Raw genomic sequence first — 20,550 nt, 5'->3', positions numbered from 1 at the left:
CTTGTGGCGCGAGAGACCCGTCCACGAGAATACGCCTCTTCGCTTTCGCTCTGCAATCACGGATCGGCGCGCGACGCCGCGGGATCGTTCGATTTCATCCGTTCATCCAGCTCCAGCTCCATGAACGCGACGAGACTGGATGAGATGGAACGCGCGGGAGCCGCGCGCGCGGCGCGTCGCTGCCGGGACGGTCTCGCCGGAAGATCGCTGAGGCGACCGCGCGCGGCGGCTCATGCGGCCGGGAGATCCGGCAGCGGATCGGCCTCCTCGGACGTCGGCTGGCGCGCCTTGATCGCCTCCAGCGCCGGGGCGCCCGCCTCGGGCCCGGGCGCGTCTTCGGGCTGCTCCTCCGGGCCGAGGAAGCGCGCGATCGGCTCGAAGAGCTCGGCGCCCGTATAGGCGCCGACCGCCAGGTCTCCGTGGCCGTAATCCTCCCGCGCGCCGAAGTCGCGCCCGAGCACGAGAAAGCGCTTCGGGGTCCCGGGGTGATCGCGTCCCCACGCGTCGAACGCCGCGCGCACCGAGGAGACCGGCGCTATCCTGTCCGCGCTTCCGGCGATGAAGAGGGCCGGCGCCGCGACGGACGCGAGGCCGTCCAGGACTCTCTCCCCGTCCACGCGGATCTCTCCGTCGCTCGTCATCCACGCGGCGAAGTCTGCGTTCAGCGCAGCGGGAATGTCCTCGATGCAGTTGACCAGCGCGAGCCGGGTGACGCCGGGAGGCACGTTGCGCGGATTGGCCACGGCGCGGTGAATCGGCGTCGGTAGCCACTCCGAGGCAAACGCGACGCTGCGTGCCATGAGGCGCAGCGGCACGCCCGGGAGCAGCCGGCCCGGCAGGAAGCGCATGAGGCGCGCCGGGCCGGAGACGCGGCCTGGAGAGCCGACGATGACGACGCGGCGGACCCGATCTTCCGGCACGCTCCGTCCCAGCGCGGCATAGAGGAGCATGCCGCCCATCGAGAACCCGACATAATCGAGCGACCGGGCGCCGGTGCGCTTCAGGATCGCGTCGAAGGCGCAGGGGAGATCGTACCGGACCATGGCCGAGAAGCGGACGCTGCGACGCTCGAGGCGGGTGAGGAGGCGGCCGCTCCGCAAGGTGAGCAGCCACACGTCGCGTCCGAGCGCGGCGAGGTGGCGGGCCAGCGAGTAATCGGGGTGGATGTCCTGGTTCCTGTGGTTCGCGGCGATCCCGTGCACCAGCACGATGGGCGGGAGATCCGGCTGCGCAGCCGCTCCGGGCGGGCACGGGACGCGGCGGATCTCGATCGGGGCGCCGTCCTCGGTCCGCAGCACCTCTTCCACGCTGTAGTCCAGCGGGAGGGTCAGCCGTTTGACCCAGTAATAGAGGTGCGCCCACAGCCCGACCGCCACCAGCACCGCGAGCGCCAGCGCGACCAGGAGGTAAGCCCCGAATGTCCAGACCATACGCCCAATCTACTCGCTGGCGCCGCTTCCGCATGCGAGCAGCCTCGACAGCTTGGCGTCTGGACGGAGCGCGGGCCAGCGGGTTGTTGAGACCGCTGTGGCCCGCTCGCCCCGGGGATCATCCGCGGATGCCGGCGACGCGAACTGGATGTTTCGAGATCATTTCTCCCTGCGCGCGAGAAAGACACACTGAGCTCAGGAAGTCACTCCGTCCTCATGAATCGGACTGCTGGCCTCGCGGACTGCCCTTGGCAGATACGCATGCTGACGGCCTCCTTTTCACCCGCGTCGCGTCCGGCGGCGGCACGGCCGTTGTGGCCATGCCCACGGCGGTGCGGCGGCGGAGACCTTCAGCAGGGGCGTGCACAAAGGTTCCACACGCGCCCCCCCGCGCCATGGCATGCGGATCGCATCAGGCCGGGACGAGAGAAGCGGTGAGGATCCCGTAAGCGCCCCGCCAAGAGGGTACGCACGTGAAAGCGCCGCAGCGGAGCTCGGGGGGGCTCCGCTGCGGCGCTCATTTGCGGTACCGGACGGACGCTCACGAGCGGTCCATCGGAAACAAAATGAAAAAAGCGCCTCGCGGACCTGGGGGGGGAAGGTCTCCGCGACGGCGCTCGCGATTCATTAGAGCAGGCTCTGTGCCGAGCTGCTTGAGATGAAGTTTCAAGCAGTTACCATCGATAGCCCCCTTCATCCTTGCACCCTTGCAAATCAAAATTGAAATCGGATGCAAATTCGAAGGCCTTTACGCCCCGAACGGCCTCAGACGGACAGAGGGGGTGCTTGTCCTGGTCGAAATGACCGTGCACGGAGTGCTCACGGCTCCCAGTGCCGGCAGACTGCCTTCACGCCGCAGCCCTCGCAGCGCACCGGATCGCGACGCGACGGGCACTGCTGGAGCATGCCGAGGTGGCAGAGGGCGAAGTCGTACTTGACCGGGTCGACCGGATCGAAGCCGCGGAGGGCGGCGGTGATCTCCTCTGCCGTCTTCCATGTGGCTCCCCTGCGATCGGTGAGGCCGATGTTGTAGCCGAGCTTCTGGATGTGGACGTCGACCGGGATCAGCAGGGCGGAGGGGGCTACCGGCCACAGGCCGAGATCCACGCCGTCGGCGGGGCGGATCATCCAGCGCAGCAGGAGCATGAGCCGCTTGGTCGCGCTGCCCTTCTCGGGGTCCGGGAGGATGTGCGCGGCCCCTCGGTCGCCGGGGCGCCGGTCGAGGCCGCCCGCGCGCCGGATCGCCCGCACCCATGCGCCCAGGGCCTGGCGCAGGTCGCGGCCCTGCGAGAGCTCGGCCGCGAAGGCGGCACCGAGCGAGCCGGAGGCGCGCTGCACGCGCCGCGCGCCGACGAGGAGCGCCGCGAGGTCGCGGTCGCGGTAGACCCGGTGCCGGAAGCCGCGCAGCCGCGCCGAGACGGCCCGGGGATCGTCCGCGGTGAGGGCGATCTCCGGCCCGAGCCGGTCGAGCGCCTCGGCGATCTTCGCGCGCAGCGCCTTCACGTTGCCGAAGGCGAGCGACGCGGCGATGAGCGCCACGAGCTCCTGGTCGGCCGGGTTCGTGTAGAGATGGACGAAATCGACAGGGTCCTGCGCGCGCCGCTCCGCGACGGCGCACCGCGCGCGCACCTCGTCGAGCGCCGCTTGCAGGGCGGCGCTCCTCGCGCCGCGCCGGGGAACCGCCTCGCCGGCACCGCGCCGGGGCGCCGCCGCGCCCGCCTCACCCTTCGCGCCGCCGCGCCGGGGCGCCGCCTCGCCGGCACCGCGCCCGGGCGCCGACTCGCCGGCACCGCGCCGGGGCGCCCTCACGGGACCCCCGCGCCCGACGCCGCGTCGGCCGTGCTCGGCGTGGGCCGCGCCGCCCGCTCCGGCGCCTCCCGGTCGGGCTCCAGCGCGGGGAGCGACACGACGAAGGCGCTGCCTCGCCCGTCTTCGGTGAGCGGGCTCTCGACCCGCACGGAGCCCCCGTGGCTCTCGGCGATGTGCTTCACCAGCGCGAGCCCGATCCCGCTGCCGCGCACCTGGCGCTCGCTCGCCCGCCGCCCGCGCGCGAAGCGCTCGAAGATGTGCTTCTGCTCGTCCGGATCGATGCCCGGCCCCCGGTCGCTCACCCGGATGGCGACGCGCCTCGCCGGGCGCGCCAGCTCGGAGAAGCGACCGCCACCGCCGCCCTCGGCCTCGACCGCGACCTCGACGCGCCCGCCGTCCTTCGCGTACTTGAGCGCGTTGTCGAGCAGGTTCACGATCGCGAGCTCGAGCGCGCGCGCGTCGATGAGCGCCTCCGGCAGCCCCTCGGCGATCGTCAGCTCGACGGTCATCTCCTCGCGCTCGGCGCGGTAGCGGTACATGTCGACCGCGTGCGTCGCCACCTCGGCGACGCTCCCGCGCGCGAACTCGTAGGCGGCCTTGCCCCGCTCGACCCGGGCGAAGTCGAGGACGTTCTCGATGAGCGCGGTCAGCCGCTCGCTCTCGCTCACGATGATCTGCAGGTACTGGCGGCGCTTCGCGTCGTTGGGGACGCGGTCGCCGAGGAGGAGCTCGCCGAACATGCGGACCAGCGACAGCGGCGTCTTGAGCTCGTGGGACACGTTCGCGACGAAGTCGCTCTTCAGCGCCGCGAGCCGCCGCTCGTTCACGGAGGCGAGCACCACGATCGCCAGCCCTGCCAGGGCGACGAGGGCGGAGAAGCCGACCATCAGGATCTCGATCAGGCGCTGCCGCTCCACCTTTTCCCCGAGCTCCTCGGCCGTGGTGAGCGCCATCTGGAGGCGCCAGTTGTAGAGGGTGGTCGGGAAAGGGCGCCCGACGGTGAACTCGCCGCCGATGATGGGCGGGCCGTACACGATGCGGCCCTCCTCGTCGATGACGTTCATCCGGCTCTTCTCTCGGTCGAGGTCGCGGAAGAGCCGGGGCATCACCTCGTGGACCAGGCGGGGGACCTCGTGCCACGCGACCACCAGGAACCGGCGGCCGAGGTGCTCGCGCTCCCAGTAGCTCACGAGCAGGCTCTGCTGATCGATGACGTGGTGGAGGTGACGCAGCTCGGTCGCGTCGCCCGAGAAGTTCATCTGCGGGAGCAGGCGCGCGAGCAGGAGCTTGCGGAACGCGTCGTCCTCCCGGCCGGACGCGCCGCGCGAGGCGAACGCGAGCACGTCGTGGGCCTCGTGGTCCATGTCGAGGACCAGGATGGCGCGCACGGTCGGCGTCTCGCGGGCCGCGGTGGGGAGCCACCGCCGCGCGATGACCGAGAGGTTCGCCACGTCGACGTGCGCGGCGACGACGTTGTCCTGCGCGATGATCAGCTTGTCGAGCCGGTCGACGCGCTCGTTGGCGAGGGTGAGCGTCGCGTCGAAGACGGTCTGCTGGCGGGCCTTCTCGATCTGCAGCGTCGTGCGCAGGGCGATGCCGCCGAGCACGAGCACGGCGACGACGATGGCCGGCACGAGGGCGAAGTACGGGACGCGATGGCGCTTCCCGACCGAGGGGAGGAGGTCCATCGCTGAGCTCCGCTAGCGGGCGGCCCTCTTCGTCCCCGCGGTCACGAGGCTCGGTTCGATGACCACGCCGCGGGCCCCGACGAACTCCGCGAACTGCTGGCCGATGTAGGTGAGCGCGTTGCCGTCGCTCTCGGAGAAGGGCTTGCCGTCGAGCGGGTTCCCGATCTCGAGGAGGCCGAGGTAGCGGCCCGCGAGCTCCACCGGCGCGCAGACGACGCTCCGGAGCTCGACGCCGGTCGCCTTCCACCGGTCGTCCAGGGCGCGCTCGTCCGTGGACACGTCGGGCACCACGACGGCGCGCCGCGACCGCATCGCGGCCAGCGGGAGCGGCGCCCGCTCGGACAGCCTGGCGAGGAGCGCGCTCTTGCCGCCGCGCTGCCGGACGACGACGAACTCGCCCCGGTTGATGTCGAACAGCGACACGAACCCGAGGGCGCACGGGATCTTGTCGAGCGTGAGCGCGAGGATGAAGTCCGCGCCCGCGAGCGTGTCCTGGAGGAAGTGCAGGTCGCTGCACGCCTCGAACAGCTCGGCGATGAGGTCGTCGCCGGAGAGGCGCCCGTTCCTGGGAGGGAAGGACGAGCGCCGCCGCACCGGCTGGCTCGGCGCGGGCGGAGGGATCTCGGCCGACTGCGGCGCGGCCTCGGCGCGAGCCGGCTCTTCGGGCGGCGAGGCGGCTGGCGACACGGCAGCAGGCGGCTCGGCGGCAGGAGGGGACGCGGCAGGCGGCTCGGCGGAAGGCGGCGCGACGGCTGGCGTTTCGACGGCGGCGGCGGGCGGCTCGGCGGCGGCAGCAGGCGTGACGGCCGGCTCGACGGCAGCAGCCGGCGTGACGGCCGGCTCGACGGCAGCAGGCGCGGCTTCAGCCGGCGTGACGGCCGGCGGCTCGGCAGCAGCAGGCGTGACGGCCGGCTCGGCGACAGCAGGCGCGGCTTCAGCAAGCGCGACGGCCGGCGGCTCGGCAGCAGCAGGCGCGGTTGCAGCCAGCGGCGCGACAGCAGCCGGCATGGGGGCAGGCGGCGGCGTGGTGGCGCCGGCGCGCGGGCGGAACTGGATCTCGGGCACGTCCGAGCGCCAGTCCTTCCATGCGAGGGTCGCGAGCGGACCGCGCTGAGGCCGGCCGTTGAAGACGTGGTCGAACACGGCGATGTGGATGAACTTGCCCGGGCGTGCGTCGTCGATGAGCGCCCGGGCCGCCTCGAGCCGTTCGAGCAGCAGCGCGTTGACGAGCTCGCGCGGGGTGCCCGTGGGGACCGCATAGACGAGCTCCCGGTAGGTGAGCGGCGAGCGCTCGGAAGGGTCCTCCCCGCGCTGCGACACGAGCTCGAACGGAGGGAGCACGCTGGGCGCTGGCTGCTCCGCGACGGCGCCAGCCAGCTGCACCGCGGCGCCCGCCGGCTGCGCGGCGCCATCCGGCTGCGCGGCGCCATCCGGCTGCGCGGCACGCTCCGGCTGCGCGGCGCCATCCGGCTGCGCGGCACGCTCCGGCTGCGCGGCGCCATCCGGCTGCGCGGCACGCTCCGGCTGCGCGTCACCAGCCGGCTGCGCGTCACCAGCCGGCTGCGCGTCACCAGCCGGCTGCGCCACGGCACCAGCCGACTTCTCCGGCCGCGCCACGGCGCCCGCCGGCTGCGCGGCGCCAGACGGCTGCGCGGCGGCGCTCGCCGGCTGCGCCACGACGCCCGCCGGCTCCGTCACGACAAGCGCAGCCCCCATCGAGATGAACGGGACCGTCGGCGCCGCCGGGCGCTTCCCCGGCAGGCGCGCCGCGGGCTCTGCGGCCCTGGAGGACGCCCCCGCGCCCGCCGGAGCCCCGGGCTCGTCCGTGAGCGCCTCGTCGTCCGGCGCGCGCTGCACGACGTACCTCACGCGCGTCGCCGGGTCGATCGCCCGGTAGCCGCTCTCCAGGAGATCCACGGAGAAATTGTTGAGCGGCCCGTGATCTCCGCGGAACGCCCGGGCCTTCTGCAGCGCGGGCTGCCACTGCGCGGCCTCGACGCACACCTTCCTGGTCGGCGGTGCGTTCTGGCCTAACGACGAGATCTCGACGAACCAACGCATCGTTTGCGGTTCCCATCCGCGCTGGCGCTGACCGGGTCGCGCGCTCGGGCGCGACGATCTTTCTACTCGACGCGTACGAGAGGGGTCAACGCGCAGGCAGCACAGAGGCAGCGCGCGGACGCCCTTGGAGGAATGCCTGAAATATTCTCAGCCCCGGGGACGGCGAGGAGTACCGGGTCTGCCCCGAGATCGCACCGCCCGCGCGGCGACATGCCGCAGGCGACCCGCTCGTTCACTGAACGGCCGCCGGGTGCTCCCGACCGCCCACGGCCACACGAGCAGGCCGCTGCGCGCGGGACAGCCCGTTCGCGAGGTCGGCGGCGATCCGGGCTCAGGAGACGATCTGGGATGCTCGACTCTGCATCTCCACGCGCGCGCTGATCCACCCTGATGAGATCCGCTCGTGATCCCTACTGTGTCCGCAGGATGACGTGGAAGCCGAACGGCGTCTCCACGACCCCGCTCAGGGCGCCGACAGCGACCTTCTCCAGCGCCTGCTCGAACTCGGACACCATCGCTCCTTTCGGGAATTTGCCGAGATCGCCGCCGCGCGTCCCGGCACCGGGCTCGTCGCTGTACCGGGCCACGAGGTCCTCGAATCTCGCCCCCTGCTGCGCTTCCCGGAGCGCCTGCTCGGTGAGCGCGCGTGCCTCATCCCGGGTGCGCGTGACATGCGGCGGGGCGCGGCGTGAGCCGGCATACATGACAAGCAGGTGCTTGGCCCCCAGGAACCCGGGCATCACGGGCGGCTGGGCTGCGGACGGCTGGGCTGCGGGCTTCTGCGCGCCGTGCAGCGACTCCATCGTGGGGGGCTCGTGCGGGCCGAGCGCCCTTTCCACGATCCGCTTGAAGCGCGCGGCCGGCTGCTCGCCATCGACGAAGTAGTCGTTGATCGCGAACGACGGCGTGCCGTTGATGTGGAGGCTCGCGGCGAGCTTCTGGTCCGCCTCGACCGCCGCGCGGTGCGCGCGCGAGTCGAGCGCGGCGACGAGCTTCGCCACGTCGAGGCCGATCGCGGCCGCGTGGCGCTCGGGCGCCTCACGGCTGAGCCCAGCCTCGGACTGGTCCTCCCACAGCCGCTGCGCCATCGCCCAGAAGCCAGCGTCGCCCTTCTGCCGGAACGCCTCGACGGACGCCTCGGCGGCGAGGGGCGCCAGCTTGTGGAAGGGGAGCGGCATGTGCCGGAAGACCACGCGGACCTTGCCCGGATAGGCGGCGATGATCTCGTCGAGCGTCGGCTGGACGCGCTTGCAGAACGGGCACTGGAAGTCGGCGAACATCTGGATCGTCACCTTCGCGCCGGCCTTCGCCCCCTTGCCCGGGCTGTCCCTGGTCGGCGCCGGGGCGAGGATCCGCTCGAGCGGCACGGCGGCCTTCGCGTCCTTCTGCAGCGCGTCGTAGACCTTCGCGGGCGGCGTGCCCGCGGCGACGAGCTTCGCGGCGCGCGCGAGCTGCTCGTCGATGAGGGACTCGAACACCTCCGCCGGCTGGTCGCCGACGAGCCGCCTGCCGTTGATGAAGAAGTGGGGCGTGCCGCTCGCCCCGATCTCCTCGGCGAGGCGCTGATCGCGCGCGATGCGCGCCGCGTGGCGCCGGGCGGCGATCGCCTTCTGCGCGCGCGCCACGTCGAGGCCCAGCGCCTTCGCGTGCGCCGCGAGGTCCGCGTCCTCCAGGCTCCCCGCCCGCAAGAGCTCGTACGCGCTCCAGAACGCCGCGTCGCCCTTCTGCGCCCTGGCCTCGAGCGCGAGTTCCGCGGCGGGCTCGGCGCGCAGGTGGAACGCGAGCGGGTTGTGCTTGAAGACGACGCGCAGCTGCTCGCCGTATTTCTTCGCGAGCCCGTCCACGACCGAGGCGGCCCTGCGGCAGAACCGACACTCCAGGTCGACGAACATCACCAGCGTGACCGGAGCGCTCGGGTTGCCCCGGGTCGGCGACCCGTCGACTGGCACCTTCCACACGGTCGTGTCCTCGAGGGCCGGCAGGGCCGGTGCGCGCGGCCGCACGGAACGCCGCCTGATCGACGCCCGCCTCGGCGGCCCACGCCTCGAACGACTCCGGTGCGAGCGAGCGCTGGTTGGCGAAGGCGAGCTGATGAAACCTCCAGAACGCCTCGGCCCCGCCGAGCCGGAACACCGTCTCGGCGGCGAGGTGCGCCGGGCGCGCGTTCTTGTGGAAGGACAGCGGGAAGTGCTTCCAGACGACGCGCAGCCGATCGGGCCCGTAGGCCTGCTTCAGCTGCTCCAGCGTCGCCATGTGCCTGGACGTGAAAGGACACTCGAAGTCGCCCCACACCACCACGGTCACCGGCGCGAGCGGCTCACCCCACCAGGGATCCGCGCGGGTGACGGGCACGGCCGTACCGGGCTCCGGCTCTGGCTCGGCCGCCACGACGTCGGCCGGGACGGCGGCCTGAGCCGTGATCTCCACCGTCCTCGGGCGCTCGACAGCCGCCGGCGCCGTCGCCGCGCCCGGCGCGCAGGCGGCCAGCAGGATCCAGAGCAACAGCAGCGGAAATGGCCGGAAAAGCGGCGCTCGCGCAGGCATGGCCCCCCTCGTGTGTCGTGATCCAGCGGCGGATCCTACACGGACGGGGATTGCTCAGGCCGCTGACTGGCGCCTCACCCAACGGCGGACACATCGCGCCGCGCCATGCTGGCTGCACAGCACAAAAAAACAGAGCGCCCATTCGACGGTGGGGGGGGAACCGTCACGGGCGCTCTGCCGTGAACAGTTAGCAGGACCCGGGCCACAACCCATTTTTCCTGATTTCGCGGAGATCTCCCCGGGAGAGAACCCGACACAGTTCAGTCCTGAAACGGGGCCTTGCAAAGCCGCTGGACGGACGCGGCAGGGACGCGCCTGTCATTGCCTGCGAGGCGACCCGTGCCGACGGCTTCTGCGTCAGCCCGCCCCACCGTGCTCATCGTCGCGGTCGGTGGACGGCTGGCGCTCGGCGCCGGCCTCCCCCTGGGATGCGGCTCCGCGGGCTCGGGTCGCGTGAAAGTCGTGTAAAAGAGCCGCGTGTCACCGTCCAGCGCCGACCCTGAGTCCTCCACGCCGCCTGGAGGAGCGGCGCCTCCGTCCCGGCCGAGCAGCTCCTCCCCTGGCGCGCCGGAGACCGCCGCCGCCAGGAGCGCCTTCTCTGGCGCGGAGGCCGCCTCCAGGAGCGCCTTCCCTGCCGCGGAGGCCGCCTCCAGGAGCGCCTTCCCTGCCGCGGAGGCCGCCGCCGCCAGGAGCGCCTTCCCTGCCGCGGAGCCCGCGGCCGTCGGGAGCGCCCCCCCAGGCGCGCCGGAGACCGCGACCGCCGGGGGTGCGAGCCCGAGAGCGCCCGGCGGCTGGCTCGATCGCCTCGTCGCCGCCTGGCCGCGGGTCGATCCGGTCCTGTTCGCCGCCTACGCGGGCGCCTGCGTGCTCTACGCCGCCGTCGCGTTCTACGGCGCGATGCACCAGCAGACGGGCGGCATGTGGTCAGCGCCGCTGGACGACGTGTTCATCCACTTCGACTACGCCCGCGCCACGGCGCGCGGGTACCCGTTCGAGTGGTCCGAGGGCAACGGCTTCTCGAGCGGGAACACCAGCCTGAGCTACCCGTTCGTCCTCGCGCTCGGCTACCTCATCGGCTTCCGCGGCCTGCTGCTGATGCAGTGGGCGGCGATCGTCGCGTGCGCCTCGACGCTCGGCTTCCTGTTCGTCGGCGCGCGGCTCCTCGACCCGATCGGGCGCTGGGCCAAGTACCTGCTGCCGCCCGTGGCGCTCTCGATCGGCGCGCTCGACTGGTCGCTGTTCAGCGGGATGGAGAACGCGTTCCACCTCGGCGTCTGGGCGCTCGCCACCCTCGCCGCGCTCGCGGTCGTCCGCGTGGTCGACGTTCCGCACGTTCCGCACGTCCCGCGCGCGCCGCTCGAGCCGCTCGAGCCGGGCGGCGCACGGGAGCGCGCCGCGGCGCCGCCGGGGCGCATCGCCCGCCTGGGCTGGGTCGCCGGCCTCGCCGGCGCGCTTCTCTACGTCACCCGGCCGGAGTCGGTCGTCTGCGTCGCGGTGCTGAGCGTGTACGCGGCCATCGCCGTGGGACGGGCTCACGGCGCGCGCGCCGCGATCGCGACCCTGCTCCGGACGTCGGTGCCCGGCGCCGTGGCGTGCGTCACCCAGGCGGTCGCCAACCGCGTGCTCACCGGCGAGTGGGCGGCGAGCGGCGCGATCGCCAAGCTGGCGCTCAACAACCCGTACATGACGTCCGAGGAGAAGTGGAACACCTACGAGTTCCTCGCGACGTACGTCGTCGCCCGCAACACCAACCACCACTTCTCGGACGCCCTCCCCTGGGGCTGGCTCGTCCCCGCCCTCGCGCTCGTCCCCCTCGCCTCCCGCAGGACCCGCGGCATCGCGGCGATGCTCTGGATCCAGGTCGTCGGCTGGCTCGCGCTCGTCGCGATGAACGGCCAGGTGCGCTGGCAGAACGAGCGCTACACGATGCCCGCGGTCGCCTGGCTGCTGGTGCTCGCGGCGATGGGGCTCGCCCTGCTCGTCGCGCGGGCCGCCTGGACGGCGCCGGACCGCGGCTACCGCGCTGCCAGCCGCGACCGCGCCGCCAGCCGCGACCGCGCCGCCACCGGCCTCTGGGTCGCGCGCGTCGCTGTCGCGCTCGCCCTCGCCGCGCTCTTCTGGGTCCACCAGCTGCCCAGGATGCGCGACCAGATCTGGTTCTTCGGCCGCGCCAGCCGCAACATCCGCGACCAGCACCTCGTCGCCGGCAAGGTGCTCGCCCAGCTCGACGTGCGCCGCGTCCTCGTCGGCGACGCGGGCGCGCTCCTCTACGCGTCGGACCGGCCCGGGCTCGATCTCATCGGGCTCGGCGGCTACCACGACCTCCCGTTCGCGCGCGCGGGCGTCCACGGCCTCGGCGCCTCGCTGGAGCTCATCGAGCGCATCCCCCCGGAGGACCGCCCCGACGCCCTGGCCATCTACCCGGGCTGGTGGGGCGAGCTCCCGGCCATCTTCGGCAAGCGGCTCCTCGGGGTCCCCGTCGTCGGGAACGTGATCTGCGGCGGCGCCGAGAAGGTCATCTACCGGGCCGACTGGAGCCCGCTCGCGCACGGCGAGCCGCCCGCCTCGCTGCGCGCGGACGAGCAGGTCCTCGACGAGCTCGACGTCGCCGACCTCGTGAGCGAGCGGGAGCACGGCTACGCGTTCCCGAGGCCTCAGGCCGGCTTCGTCAGCTTCAGCGTCCTCCCCGACCCGCGCGGATCCGGGCACGATCGGTTCGACGCCGGCCGCGTCATCCCGGGCGGCAGGAGCGAGACCGCCCGCCTGCGCGCGCCGCGCAACGGCCCGGGCAGGCTCGTGGTCCGCACCGCCTCGCCCCGCCCCGCCGTGGTCCGCGCGACGGCGGACGGCCGGGAGCTCGGCCAGCTCACGCTCCGCGGGAGCGGCGGCTGGACCGAGGCCTCGGTCGCGCTACCCGAGGGCCTGCCCGAGACGTTCACGCTCACGCTCACGCCCATCGAAGGGGAGTGGGTCGATCACCACGTCTGGGTCCTCGAGCGCGCCGCGCGCCCCGAGGCGCGCCCGCTCGCCGGGCCGTGACGTGCGCGCCGGCCTGCCCCGCGACCCGGCGCAATGGATCGCGCTCGCGCTCTCCGTGGCCGCGCTGCTCGCCGGCGCCTGGCTCCTCCGCCGCGGCCGCTCGCCCGCGCTCGCGCGCGCCGACCCGGCGCCCCGCCTCGTGTCCGGCGCGGCCCCGGGCCTCGCGATCGCCGCGGCCCTCGCGATCGTCGCGGCGCTGATCTCGGCCGCGTACGTCGCGGTGTACCTCCGGGGCGGCCCCCGCATCATCGACGCGACGAGCTACTGGCTCGAGGCGCGCGCGATGGCGGCGGGGTACCTCGCGTGGCCGCTCGACGAGCCCGCGGCCTCCGTGCTCGGCCGCTTCCTCGTCCGCAGCGGCGCGTCGGCCGGCGGCGCGGCCCCGGGCGGCGCGGCCCTGGGCGGCGCGGCCCTGGGCGGCGCGGACCAAGTCGCGGTCATCTTCCCCCCGGGCTACCCCGCGCTCCTCTCGCTGGGCTTCCTCGCGGGAGCGCCGCTCGCGGTCGGCCCCCTGCTCGCCGCCGCGCTCGCGCTCGCGACCTACGACCTCGCCGCGCGGTTCGCGCCGGAGGACCCGGACGCCGCGAAGGGCGCCGCGCGGCTGCGCGCCGCGCCGGTCCTCGCCGCGCTGTTCTCCGCGCTCTGCGCCGCGCTCCGCTACCACACGGCCGACACGATGTCGCACGGGCTCGCAGCCCTCTGCTTCACCGTCGCGCTCGCGTCGGCGCGGCGCGCGCTCGACGAGGCCCGCGCCGCCGCGGCGAGCGCGCCGAGGGGTCCGTTCGATCCCGCCGTCCGCGCCGCCGCCCTCGCCGGGCTCGCGGCCGGCTGGCTCGCGGCGACGCGCCCGCCCAGCGCGCTCGCCCTCGCCGCGGCGCTGCTGCTCGTGCTGCTGCCGGGGAGCGCGCCGGCGGGCGCCGCGGCCGGCCCTCGCGAGGGCGACCCCGCGCCCCGGCTCGGGCGGCTCGCCGTGGCCCTGGCGATCGGCGCGCTCCCCGGCCTCGCCCTGCTCGCGGCGCACCAGCGCGCCGCGACGGGCGCCTTCGCCTCGTCGCAGGCCGCCTACTACGCCGTCGCCGACGGCCCGCCCGGCTGCTTCCGCTACGGCTTCGGCGCCGGCGTCGGCTGCCTCGGCGAGCACGGCGACTTCGTCCGGCACAACCTCTCGGAAGGATACGGGTTTCTGGCCGCCGCCGGCACGACGCTGCGCCGCCTGAAGCTCCACCTCGTCGACGCGCTCAACGCCGAGCCGCTCGCGCTGCTCGTGGTCGCCGGCGCCGCGATCGCGCTCCGGAGGCCGCGCTCGCGCGCGCTCGCGGTCGCCCCGCTCTTCCAGATCGCCGCCTACGCCCCCTTCTACTTCGACGGCAACTACCCCGGCGGCGGCGCGCGCTTCTTCGCCGACGTGCTGCCGATCGAGCACGCCCTCGCCGCCATGGCCGCCGTCGCGATCGCGGAGCGCGCCCGGTCCTATGGCGCGGCCGGCGGCGCGGGCGGTGGCCTCTCGCGCCTCTCGCGCCTCTCGCGCCTCGCGCGCCGTCCTTTCGCGCCCCTCGCGGCGGCGCTCGTCGCGGCGGCGCTCCCGCTCGCGGGCTTCGCCTTCCGCGCGGGCTTCGACCACGCCGCGCTCCGCGATCGCGAGGGCGGCCTGCCCATGTTCGACCCGGCCGCCGTCGCGCGCGCGGGCGTCGCGCGCGGCCTCGTGTTCGTCGACACGGACCACGGCTTCAACCTCGGCTTCGACCCCGCCCCGGGCGACGTCGCGGTCCGGCGCTACCGCGGCGACGCGCTCGACCGCATGGCGTGGGAGGCCCGCGGCCGCCCGCCCGCCTACCGCTACGGCTTCGCGATCCCGGACGGCGGCGGCCTCGCCTCCGTCTCGCTCGCGCCGCTCGCCTTCGGCGCTGCCGCGCCCCCCGACGCCGTGATCGAGGGCGAGTCGCTGTGGCCGCCGCGCGCTCAGACCAACGCCTGGGCGCTGCCCGAGCACGCCGGCGGCACGTGCGCGTCAGGGGGGCGCCTCCTGGCCGTGCACGCGGCGGCGAGCGGCGACGCCGTCGTGCGCGTCAGCCTGCCCGCCCCGTGGCTCCGAGGCGCCGGGATCAGCCCGCGCGTGGCGATCGCGGGCGACGGCGGGGGCGAGGTGCGCCTCCTCGTCGACGGCGCCCTGCTCCACGTCTGGCAGGTCGAGCCCACCGCGCCGTCCTCTTCCACCACCCCGCCATCCCCCTCCGCCGCGCCGCTCACCTGCGCCGAGCTCCCGGCCCACCAGCTCCCCGAGCGCGCCGTCGAAATCGAGCTTTCCCTCGAGCGCAGGAGGCCCCTCGCGGCCGCCGCCGGCGCCGCGGCGAGCGCTCCGGAAGGCCCCGGCCGCGCCAAAATCGACAAAATCGACGGCGCCGAAGGCATTTTTGCGCTCGACGCGATCCGGGTCTCGGGCGGGAATTCGGTTGACCGCTAGTCCCGTAACATGCGAGCTTTTCATAGGAATCTGTTGTCATGCGGCTCCTGGACCGGCGCATCCTCCGGAGCCCAGCGGTGGGTGGAAGGCGGTAAGTCGAGCGCCGGCGGCGGTCCGCTCGGGTGGGGGAGGTGGACCATGACGAAAAGCGAGCTCATCGACGCGATCGCGGGACGGGGGGAGCTCACCAAAGCTCGGGCGGAGCTCGTGGTGAACTGCGTCTTCGACGCGATGACGCAGGCGCTCCAGCGCAACGAGGGCATCGAGATCCGCGGGTTCGGCAGCTTCACGGTCAGGCCGTACAAGCCCTACAGCGGCAGGAACCCGCGCACCGGCCAGCCGGTGCCTGTACCAGCCAAGCGGCTCCCGTTCTTCAAGGTCGGCAAGGAGCTCAAGGAGCTCGTCAACGCCAGCCGCGCCTACGCCATCTCGGGCGACGACGACGACGAGGATGACGACGACGAGGAGACGGACGACGAATGAGGTGACGCGCCGCCCGCCCGTCCGCGGGGCCCTCGCCCCTCTGGCGGGCGGTTGCGCAGCGCGGTAGAAGCGGGCCCCCATGGTCCCCGCCGAACGTCAGCTCGAGATTCTCTGCAAGGGTGCCGTCGACCTCCACGTCCGCGCCGAGCTCGAGGAGCGGCTGCGCGAGGGCAAGCCGCTGCGCGTGAAGGCCGGCTTCGACCCGACCCGCCCCGACCTCCACCTCGGCCACACGGTCGTGATGCAGAAGATGCGGGAGTTCCAGGACTTCGGGCACAAGGTCATCTTCGTGGTCGGCGATTTCACGGCCATGGTCGGCGACCCGACCGGCAAGAACGAGCTGCGCCCGCGGCTCTCGCGCGAGGAGGTCGTCGCCGCGGCCGAGACGTACCAGGCGCAGGCGTTCAAGGTCCTCGACCGGGACAGGACGGAGGTCCGTTACAACTCCGAGTGGCTGAACCGGCTCGACCCGGCGCAGATGATCGAGCTCTGCGCGAAGTACACGGTCGCCCGCATGCTCGAGCGCGACGACTTCAAGAAGCGCTACGAGGAGGCGCGGCCGATCTACGTGCACGAGTTCATGTACCCGCTCCTCCAGGCCTACGACTCGGTCGAGCTCGAGGCCGACATCGAGCTCGGCGGCACCGACCAGCTCTTCAACCTGCTCGTGGCGCGCGACCTGATGCCCCGCTACGGCAAGCGCGCCCAGATGGTCCTGACGATGCCGCTCCTCGAGGGCACGAACGCGCGCGTCGAGGACGGCAAGATCGTCGGCGCCAAGATGTCGAAGAGCGCGGACAACTACGTCGGCATCACCGAGCCGCCGTTCGACATGCTGCAGAAGCTGATGCTCGTCGATGACGGCGTCATCTGGCGGTACATGGAGCTCCTCTCATCGCGCTCGCCCGACAAGGTCGCTCGGCTGCGGGAGGCGGTGGTCCGCGGCGAGCAGAGCGTCATCGAGGTGAAGGAGCTCTTCGCGCAGGAGATCGTCACCCGCTTCCACTCGGCCGAGGACGCGCGCGCGGCCCTCGAGCGGCGCCGGAGCGTCGCGGCCGGCGGCCTGCCGGAGAACATCGAGGAGATCCAGGTGGCGAGCGACCGCGACACCCTCCCGATCGGCAACGCGCTCGCGCTGGCGGGGCTCGCCGAGTCGACCTCCGCGGCGCGGCGCCTCGTGAAGGGCGGCGCGGTGCACCTCGACGGCGAGGTCGTGAAGGACGAGCAGCTCAAGCTCGAGCGTGGGAAGCGATATCTGGTCCGCGTCGGCTCGAAGAACCGCCGCTTCGCCTACCTCGTCGTTGGCTGACGCGCCCGGGCGGGGGCTGCGCCGGCGCAGCGTGCTCGGCGGCGTCCTGGGCTGCGTCCTCGGCCTCGGGCTGCCCTCGTGCGGCGGCGCGCCGCGGCCGCCCGTCCGCTCGGCGCCGCCGCTGCCGCCGCTCGGCACGGCGGATCTGACGCGCCTCTTGCCGCAGGCCGGGCTGCGGTGGCTGGTCCTCGCCCGGCCCCGCGAGATCGCGGCGGTGCCGTGGCTCATCCCCTCGATCGGGCTCGTGGCGCCCGAGGAGAACCTGGCCCGGCACGCGCGCGCGACCGGCGTCGACCTGCGGCAGGTGCGCGAGGCGGCGATCGCGTCGTACGAGGGCGCGGCGGGCGAGGCCAGGTTCTACGTGGCGCGCCACAGCGGCGATCCGCGGGCGATCGAGCGGCTCTTCCGGCGGCGGCTCACGGGCAAGGAGCGGCGCGCGCTCGATCGCCCGGACGTCGTGCGCGTGACGGGCGACATCGGCAGGGCGCCGCACGCGCTGGTGCTGCTCGGCCAGGACGTGGTCGGCGTGCAGGAGGGCGGCAGCCCGCTGCGCGGGCCGGCGCGCGTCGCGTCGCTGTACGCGCTCGGCCGCCTCAAGCGCGCGCCGACGGCGCTCTCGGGCGGCCCGCTGGCCGCGCTCGCGGCCCGGTTCGGCCCGGCGCCGGTGCGCGCGTTCGCGCCGGGTCCGTTCGACGAGGAGCTCGCCCGCGGCGCGCGGGGGCTGCTCGCGGCGGCGACGGCCGTGGGCGCGGCGGCGAGGCCGAGCGCGCGCGAGGGGATCGCGCTCGCGATCGCGGTGTCGGGCGATTTCTCGACGAGCGGAGAGGCCGCCTCGGAGGAGCTGCTCCTCGCCTGGAACGAGCTCGCGCAAGGCTCGTTCGGCCACCTGCTCGGGCTCGACGCGCCCGTCGAGCCGCCGCTCGCCACGCACGCGCCGGACGCGGTGGCCGTCGCCGTCGAGCTGAACCCGCAGGCGCTCGCCAGGGGGCTCGCGGCGGCGACGGGCGAGCGGATCGAGGAGATGCTGCGGTAGGCGCGGCGGCGCCGCGCCGGTAAACCTCATCAGAGCCCATGCCCACCACGATCAGCGGCTTCTTCCTGCAATGCGCGCCGCGCGGCGCGCTCGAGCTCGTCGTTCCCGCCGTCGACGCGCCGTTCGGCGTCGAGCACCACCGCCGCGAGGAGGCCGCCGGGCCGTGGCGCCACGCGGCGACGTTCGGCAGAGATCTCGGCCCGGTCGGCGCCGTATCGCTGATCCAGAGCAACTTCGGCGATCCGGGCAACCTCGAGGCGGTCGCGCGCGCCGGAGACCGGCTGGCGGCCTTCTGGTGCGCGCCCGAGGGCGAGCCGTCGTGGAGCGAGCCGCGCTTCTTCGCGGAGGGCGCGGCCGGCGACCCCGCGCTGATCCAGGGCGGCTTCGGGGGCAGGGGCAACTTCGAGCTCGTGGTCCCGCACGCGGGCGGCGGGCTCGCGCACTACTTCCGCGACAATGACACCGCGGAGCTCGGCTGGCATGGCCCGGCGATCTTCGGCGCGGACCTCGGGCACTTCGAGGCGGTCGCGATGGTCCAGCGCGTGCTCCACGCACCGCACGCACCGGGCGCGCCGGCCGCGCCGGGCGACCTCGAGGTCGTCGCGCGCGCCGGCGATCGCCTGCTGATGTTCTGGCGCTCTCCCGGATCCGGGGCGGCGTGGCAGGGCCCCGAGGAGGTGGTCTCCGGGGTCCGGGGGACGCCGGCGCTCTTCCGGAGCGCGTCCAGCGGCGAGGGCGCGGTCGAGCTGTTCTCGCCGCTCGCGGGCGTGGGGCTCGCGCGGTGGTGCCGCGCCGACGGCGCCCGCGGGGCGCGCTTCCGCGGGCCGACGGTGTTCGCCACCGAGCTGGGCCGGTGCGAGGCCGTATCCGCGATCGAGAGCCGGCCGCTCGGGCGGCTCGAGCTCGCCGTGCGCGCAGCGGGGCAGGTCGCCCATGTCGTGCGCGACGGCGAGCTCTGGTCGCGGCGCGCGGTGCGCCCCAGCGGGTCCCCTCCCCTGCCGGCCGCCCCGTCTCCGACAGCACCGCCGCCGTCTTCTGCGCCGTCGACCGAGTCCTCGCCTGCTGCGGCGCCGGCCACGCCCGCGGCCGCGCCCTCGCCTGCTGCGGTGCCGCCCGCGGCCGCGGCCGCGCCCTCGCCTGCTGCGGTGCCGCCCGCGGCCGCCGCCGCGCCCTCGCCTTCTGCGGCGCCGCCCGCGACCGCGCCTTCCGCGCGGGCGCCGCTCCCCACCAGCGCTGCGCCGCGGCTGCGCGCCGGGCCGCACCGGGCGGGGTTCCGGCGCATTGGCGAGCTCTCACTGTCGGCGGACGCCGGCTACCCGGACGTCTGGTCGTTCGAGGGCGCGGTCTACCGCTGCCCCGCGCGCGGCGCTGCGCTGCTCTATTACCCGGCGTCGGCGGACGGCGAGGAGGCGCCGCTCTCGCCGGGAGGCCCGTTCCCCGCCATCGCGATCGCCCACGAGCGACGCCTCGCCACGAGCGCGGCCACCCCCGGGTCGCCCGCGGACATCGGCCAGGATCATCGCCAGCTCGCCGGCGTCATGGCGCACCTCGCGCGCTGGGGCTTCGTCGTCATCGCGCCGGATCTCTCGTGGCTCGCGCCGGACGACGCGCCCCAGCGCCGCGCCGCCGTGCTCCGGGACGCGCTCTCGCACCTCCGGGCCGGCTCGCGGGGCCCGCTCCTGGCCGACTTCGATCGGGTGGGGCTCCTCGGCCACGGGCTCGGCGCGCAGGCCGCCCTCGCGCTGGCGCTCGACGCCGCTTGCCCGTTTGACATCCGCGCCCTCGCGCTCCTCGCGCCGGCGGGCGAGCCCGAGCGAGCCCCGCCCATCGACGCGCTCGCGCCTCGCCCGGTGCTCCTCGTCCACGGCACCGCGGACCCGATCGCCGCCTCCGTCCCGGCGACGCTCTACCACCGCGCGCGCGCGCCGAAGCACCTCGTGACCCTGCCCGGCGCAAGCCACTTCGGCTACACGACGTCGATCGGCCTCGCCGAGCCGCTCGACGGCCCTGACGAGCTCTCGCGGCGCGAGCAGCAGGCGATCGCGATGGGCTACCTCGCCGCGTTCTTCAACGGCTACCTGCGGGACGCGCGCAGGTGCCTCGGCGCGCTCTCCGGCAAGGAGTCGCTCGAGGGGCTCGAAGCGAGGGAGATCGCGGTGAGCGCGGAGATGCCTGGCAGCGGCACCGAGCTCTAGGGCTCGGCCGCGCGACGCGCCGCCGGCCCGCTCGCTCCACCTCGAAAACGCCCCGGTCGAGCCCTGCGCTGATCCCGGAAGGCTGGGGATCGGAACGTCGGACGCCCGCGCGCCCGCGTCGCGGGCGCTCCAGAGGCAGCGGCGCTCGCGGCGCGCTGGCCGTCACCCGCCCTTCGAGGCGCCGTTGCCCTCGGCCTGCTCCATCTGCCGGCGCAAGCTGAGCGGGCGCATGTCGGTCCACGCCTGCTCGATGTGCGCCAGACACTCGTCCTTCGTGCCGGTCTTGCCGGCGTCTCGCCACCCGGGCGGGATCTCGCGGTCGGCCGCCCAGATGGAGTATTGCTCCTCGTGATTCACCACCACGCGATAGGTGAGGTTATCCTGTTCGTCGGTCGGCATGGCTTCTCCTGTTCTCTCTTCGGGTCAAAAGATGTCTTCGAGGAGCCCCGGGGTCGTGCGCTTGCCGCGCGTGAACCCGGGAGGAGCGAAGAGATCTCT

At 74.2% G+C, this 20,550-nt stretch carries 12 protein-coding genes and 1 pseudogene; 6 read left to right on the top strand and 7 right to left on the bottom strand.

All coding sequences use genetic code 11. The annotated features are described in order from the left end of the window. Positions 1–230 precede the first annotated feature (230 nt). The 6 genes and pseudogenes from WME85_RS03800 to WME85_RS03775 all read right to left on the bottom strand — a co-directional run. Positions 231–1,430, bottom strand: coding sequence for an alpha/beta fold hydrolase (locus tag WME85_RS03800; protein WP_437835318.1), 1,200 nt, complete (start codon positions 1,428–1,430; stop codon positions 231–233). 819 nt (positions 1,431–2,249) lie between these two features. Next, the gene (locus WME85_RS03795) at positions 2,250–3,239 is read right to left on the bottom strand and encodes a TIGR02757 family protein (RefSeq protein WP_437835317.1); all 990 of its coding nucleotides are present in this window, start codon (positions 3,237–3,239) and stop codon (positions 2,250–2,252) included. Next, positions 3,236–4,927 (bottom strand): sensor histidine kinase, encoded by a 1,692-nt coding sequence (locus WME85_RS03790; protein WP_437835316.1) that lies wholly within the window; start codon positions 4,925–4,927, stop codon positions 3,236–3,238. Before WME85_RS03790 ends, WME85_RS03795 begins: the two co-directional genes overlap by 4 nt. A 12-nt stretch (positions 4,928–4,939) precedes the next feature. Continuing rightward, on the bottom strand, positions 4,940–6,988 hold the full coding sequence (locus WME85_RS03785) for a GAF domain-containing protein (protein ID WP_437835315.1): 2,049 nt from the start codon (positions 6,986–6,988) through the stop codon (positions 4,940–4,942). A gap of 410 nt (positions 6,989–7,398) precedes the next feature. After that, entirely contained in the window at positions 7,399–8,991 is a 1,593-nt protein-coding gene (locus WME85_RS03780; protein WP_437835314.1) for a thioredoxin domain-containing protein, read from the bottom strand. A 49-nt stretch (positions 8,992–9,040) separates the two neighbouring features. After that, positions 9,041–9,532 (bottom strand): annotated as a pseudogene (locus WME85_RS03775) (DsbA family protein); the annotation flags it as partial. Between the two features lie 477 nt (positions 9,533–10,009). Here WME85_RS03775 and WME85_RS03770 point away from each other — a divergent pair. From WME85_RS03770 to WME85_RS03745, 6 genes are all read left to right on the top strand, one after another. Then, entirely contained in the window at positions 10,010–12,571 is a 2,562-nt protein-coding gene (locus tag WME85_RS03770) for a hypothetical protein (RefSeq protein ID WP_437835313.1), read from the top strand. Position 12,572: 1 nt separating this feature from the next. Beyond that, a complete protein-coding gene (locus tag WME85_RS03765) occupies positions 12,573–15,032 on the top strand; it encodes a hypothetical protein (protein ID WP_437835312.1) in 2,460 nt (819 codons plus the stop codon). A 138-nt stretch (positions 15,033–15,170) separates the two neighbouring features. Further along, complete coding sequence (locus tag WME85_RS03760) at positions 15,171–15,515, top strand: HU family DNA-binding protein (protein WP_437756720.1); 345 nt, start codon at positions 15,171–15,173, stop codon at positions 15,513–15,515. Between the two features lie 79 nt (positions 15,516–15,594). After that, positions 15,595–16,824 carry a tyrosine--tRNA ligase gene (gene tyrS, locus WME85_RS03755; protein ID WP_437835311.1) on the top strand — a complete coding sequence of 410 codons (1,230 nt, stop codon included), beginning with the start codon at positions 15,595–15,597 and terminating at the stop codon, positions 16,822–16,824. Then, on the top strand, positions 16,817–17,857 hold the full coding sequence (locus WME85_RS03750; RefSeq protein ID WP_437835310.1) for a hypothetical protein: 1,041 nt from the start codon (positions 16,817–16,819) through the stop codon (positions 17,855–17,857). Before tyrS ends, WME85_RS03750 begins: the two co-directional genes overlap by 8 nt. Positions 17,858–17,895: 38 nt before the next feature. Continuing rightward, positions 17,896–20,052 carry an alpha/beta hydrolase gene (locus tag WME85_RS03745; RefSeq protein ID WP_437835309.1) on the top strand — a complete coding sequence of 719 codons (2,157 nt, stop codon included), beginning with the start codon at positions 17,896–17,898 and terminating at the stop codon, positions 20,050–20,052. A 162-nt stretch (positions 20,053–20,214) separates the two neighbouring features. Here the strand turns inward: WME85_RS03745 and WME85_RS03740 are convergent, their stop codons facing one another. Beyond that, entirely contained in the window at positions 20,215–20,451 is a 237-nt protein-coding gene (locus tag WME85_RS03740) for an MbtH family protein (protein ID WP_437835308.1), read from the bottom strand. Between the last annotated feature and the right edge of the window lie 99 nt (positions 20,452–20,550).

Origin of the sequence: Sorangium sp. So ce1153, from assembly GCF_051521595.1 — a bacterium.
Lineage (GTDB): Bacteria > Myxococcota_A > Polyangia > Polyangiales > Polyangiaceae > Sorangium.
This window is presented reverse-complemented; position numbering and strand designations above follow the sequence as displayed.

Excerpts from the sequence above, each read along its gene's own strand:
- tyrS (WP_437835311.1), top strand. The coding sequence starts at position 15,595 with ATGGTCCCCGCCGAACGTCAGCTCGAGATTCTCTGCAAGGGTGCCGTC.
- WME85_RS03800 (WP_437835318.1), bottom strand. The coding sequence starts at position 1,430 with ATGGTCTGGACATTCGGGGCTTACCTCCTGGTCGCGCTGGCGCTCGCG.
- WME85_RS03785 (WP_437835315.1), bottom strand. The coding sequence starts at position 6,988 with ATGCGTTGGTTCGTCGAGATCTCGTCGTTAGGCCAGAACGCACCGCCG.
- WME85_RS03745 (WP_437835309.1), top strand. The coding sequence starts at position 17,896 with ATGCCCACCACGATCAGCGGCTTCTTCCTGCAATGCGCGCCGCGCGGC.
- WME85_RS03740 (WP_437835308.1), bottom strand. The coding sequence starts at position 20,451 with ATGCCGACCGACGAACAGGATAACCTCACCTATCGCGTGGTGGTGAAT.
- WME85_RS03760 (WP_437756720.1), top strand. The coding sequence starts at position 15,171 with ATGACGAAAAGCGAGCTCATCGACGCGATCGCGGGACGGGGGGAGCTC.
- WME85_RS03790 (WP_437835316.1), bottom strand. The coding sequence starts at position 4,927 with ATGGACCTCCTCCCCTCGGTCGGGAAGCGCCATCGCGTCCCGTACTTC.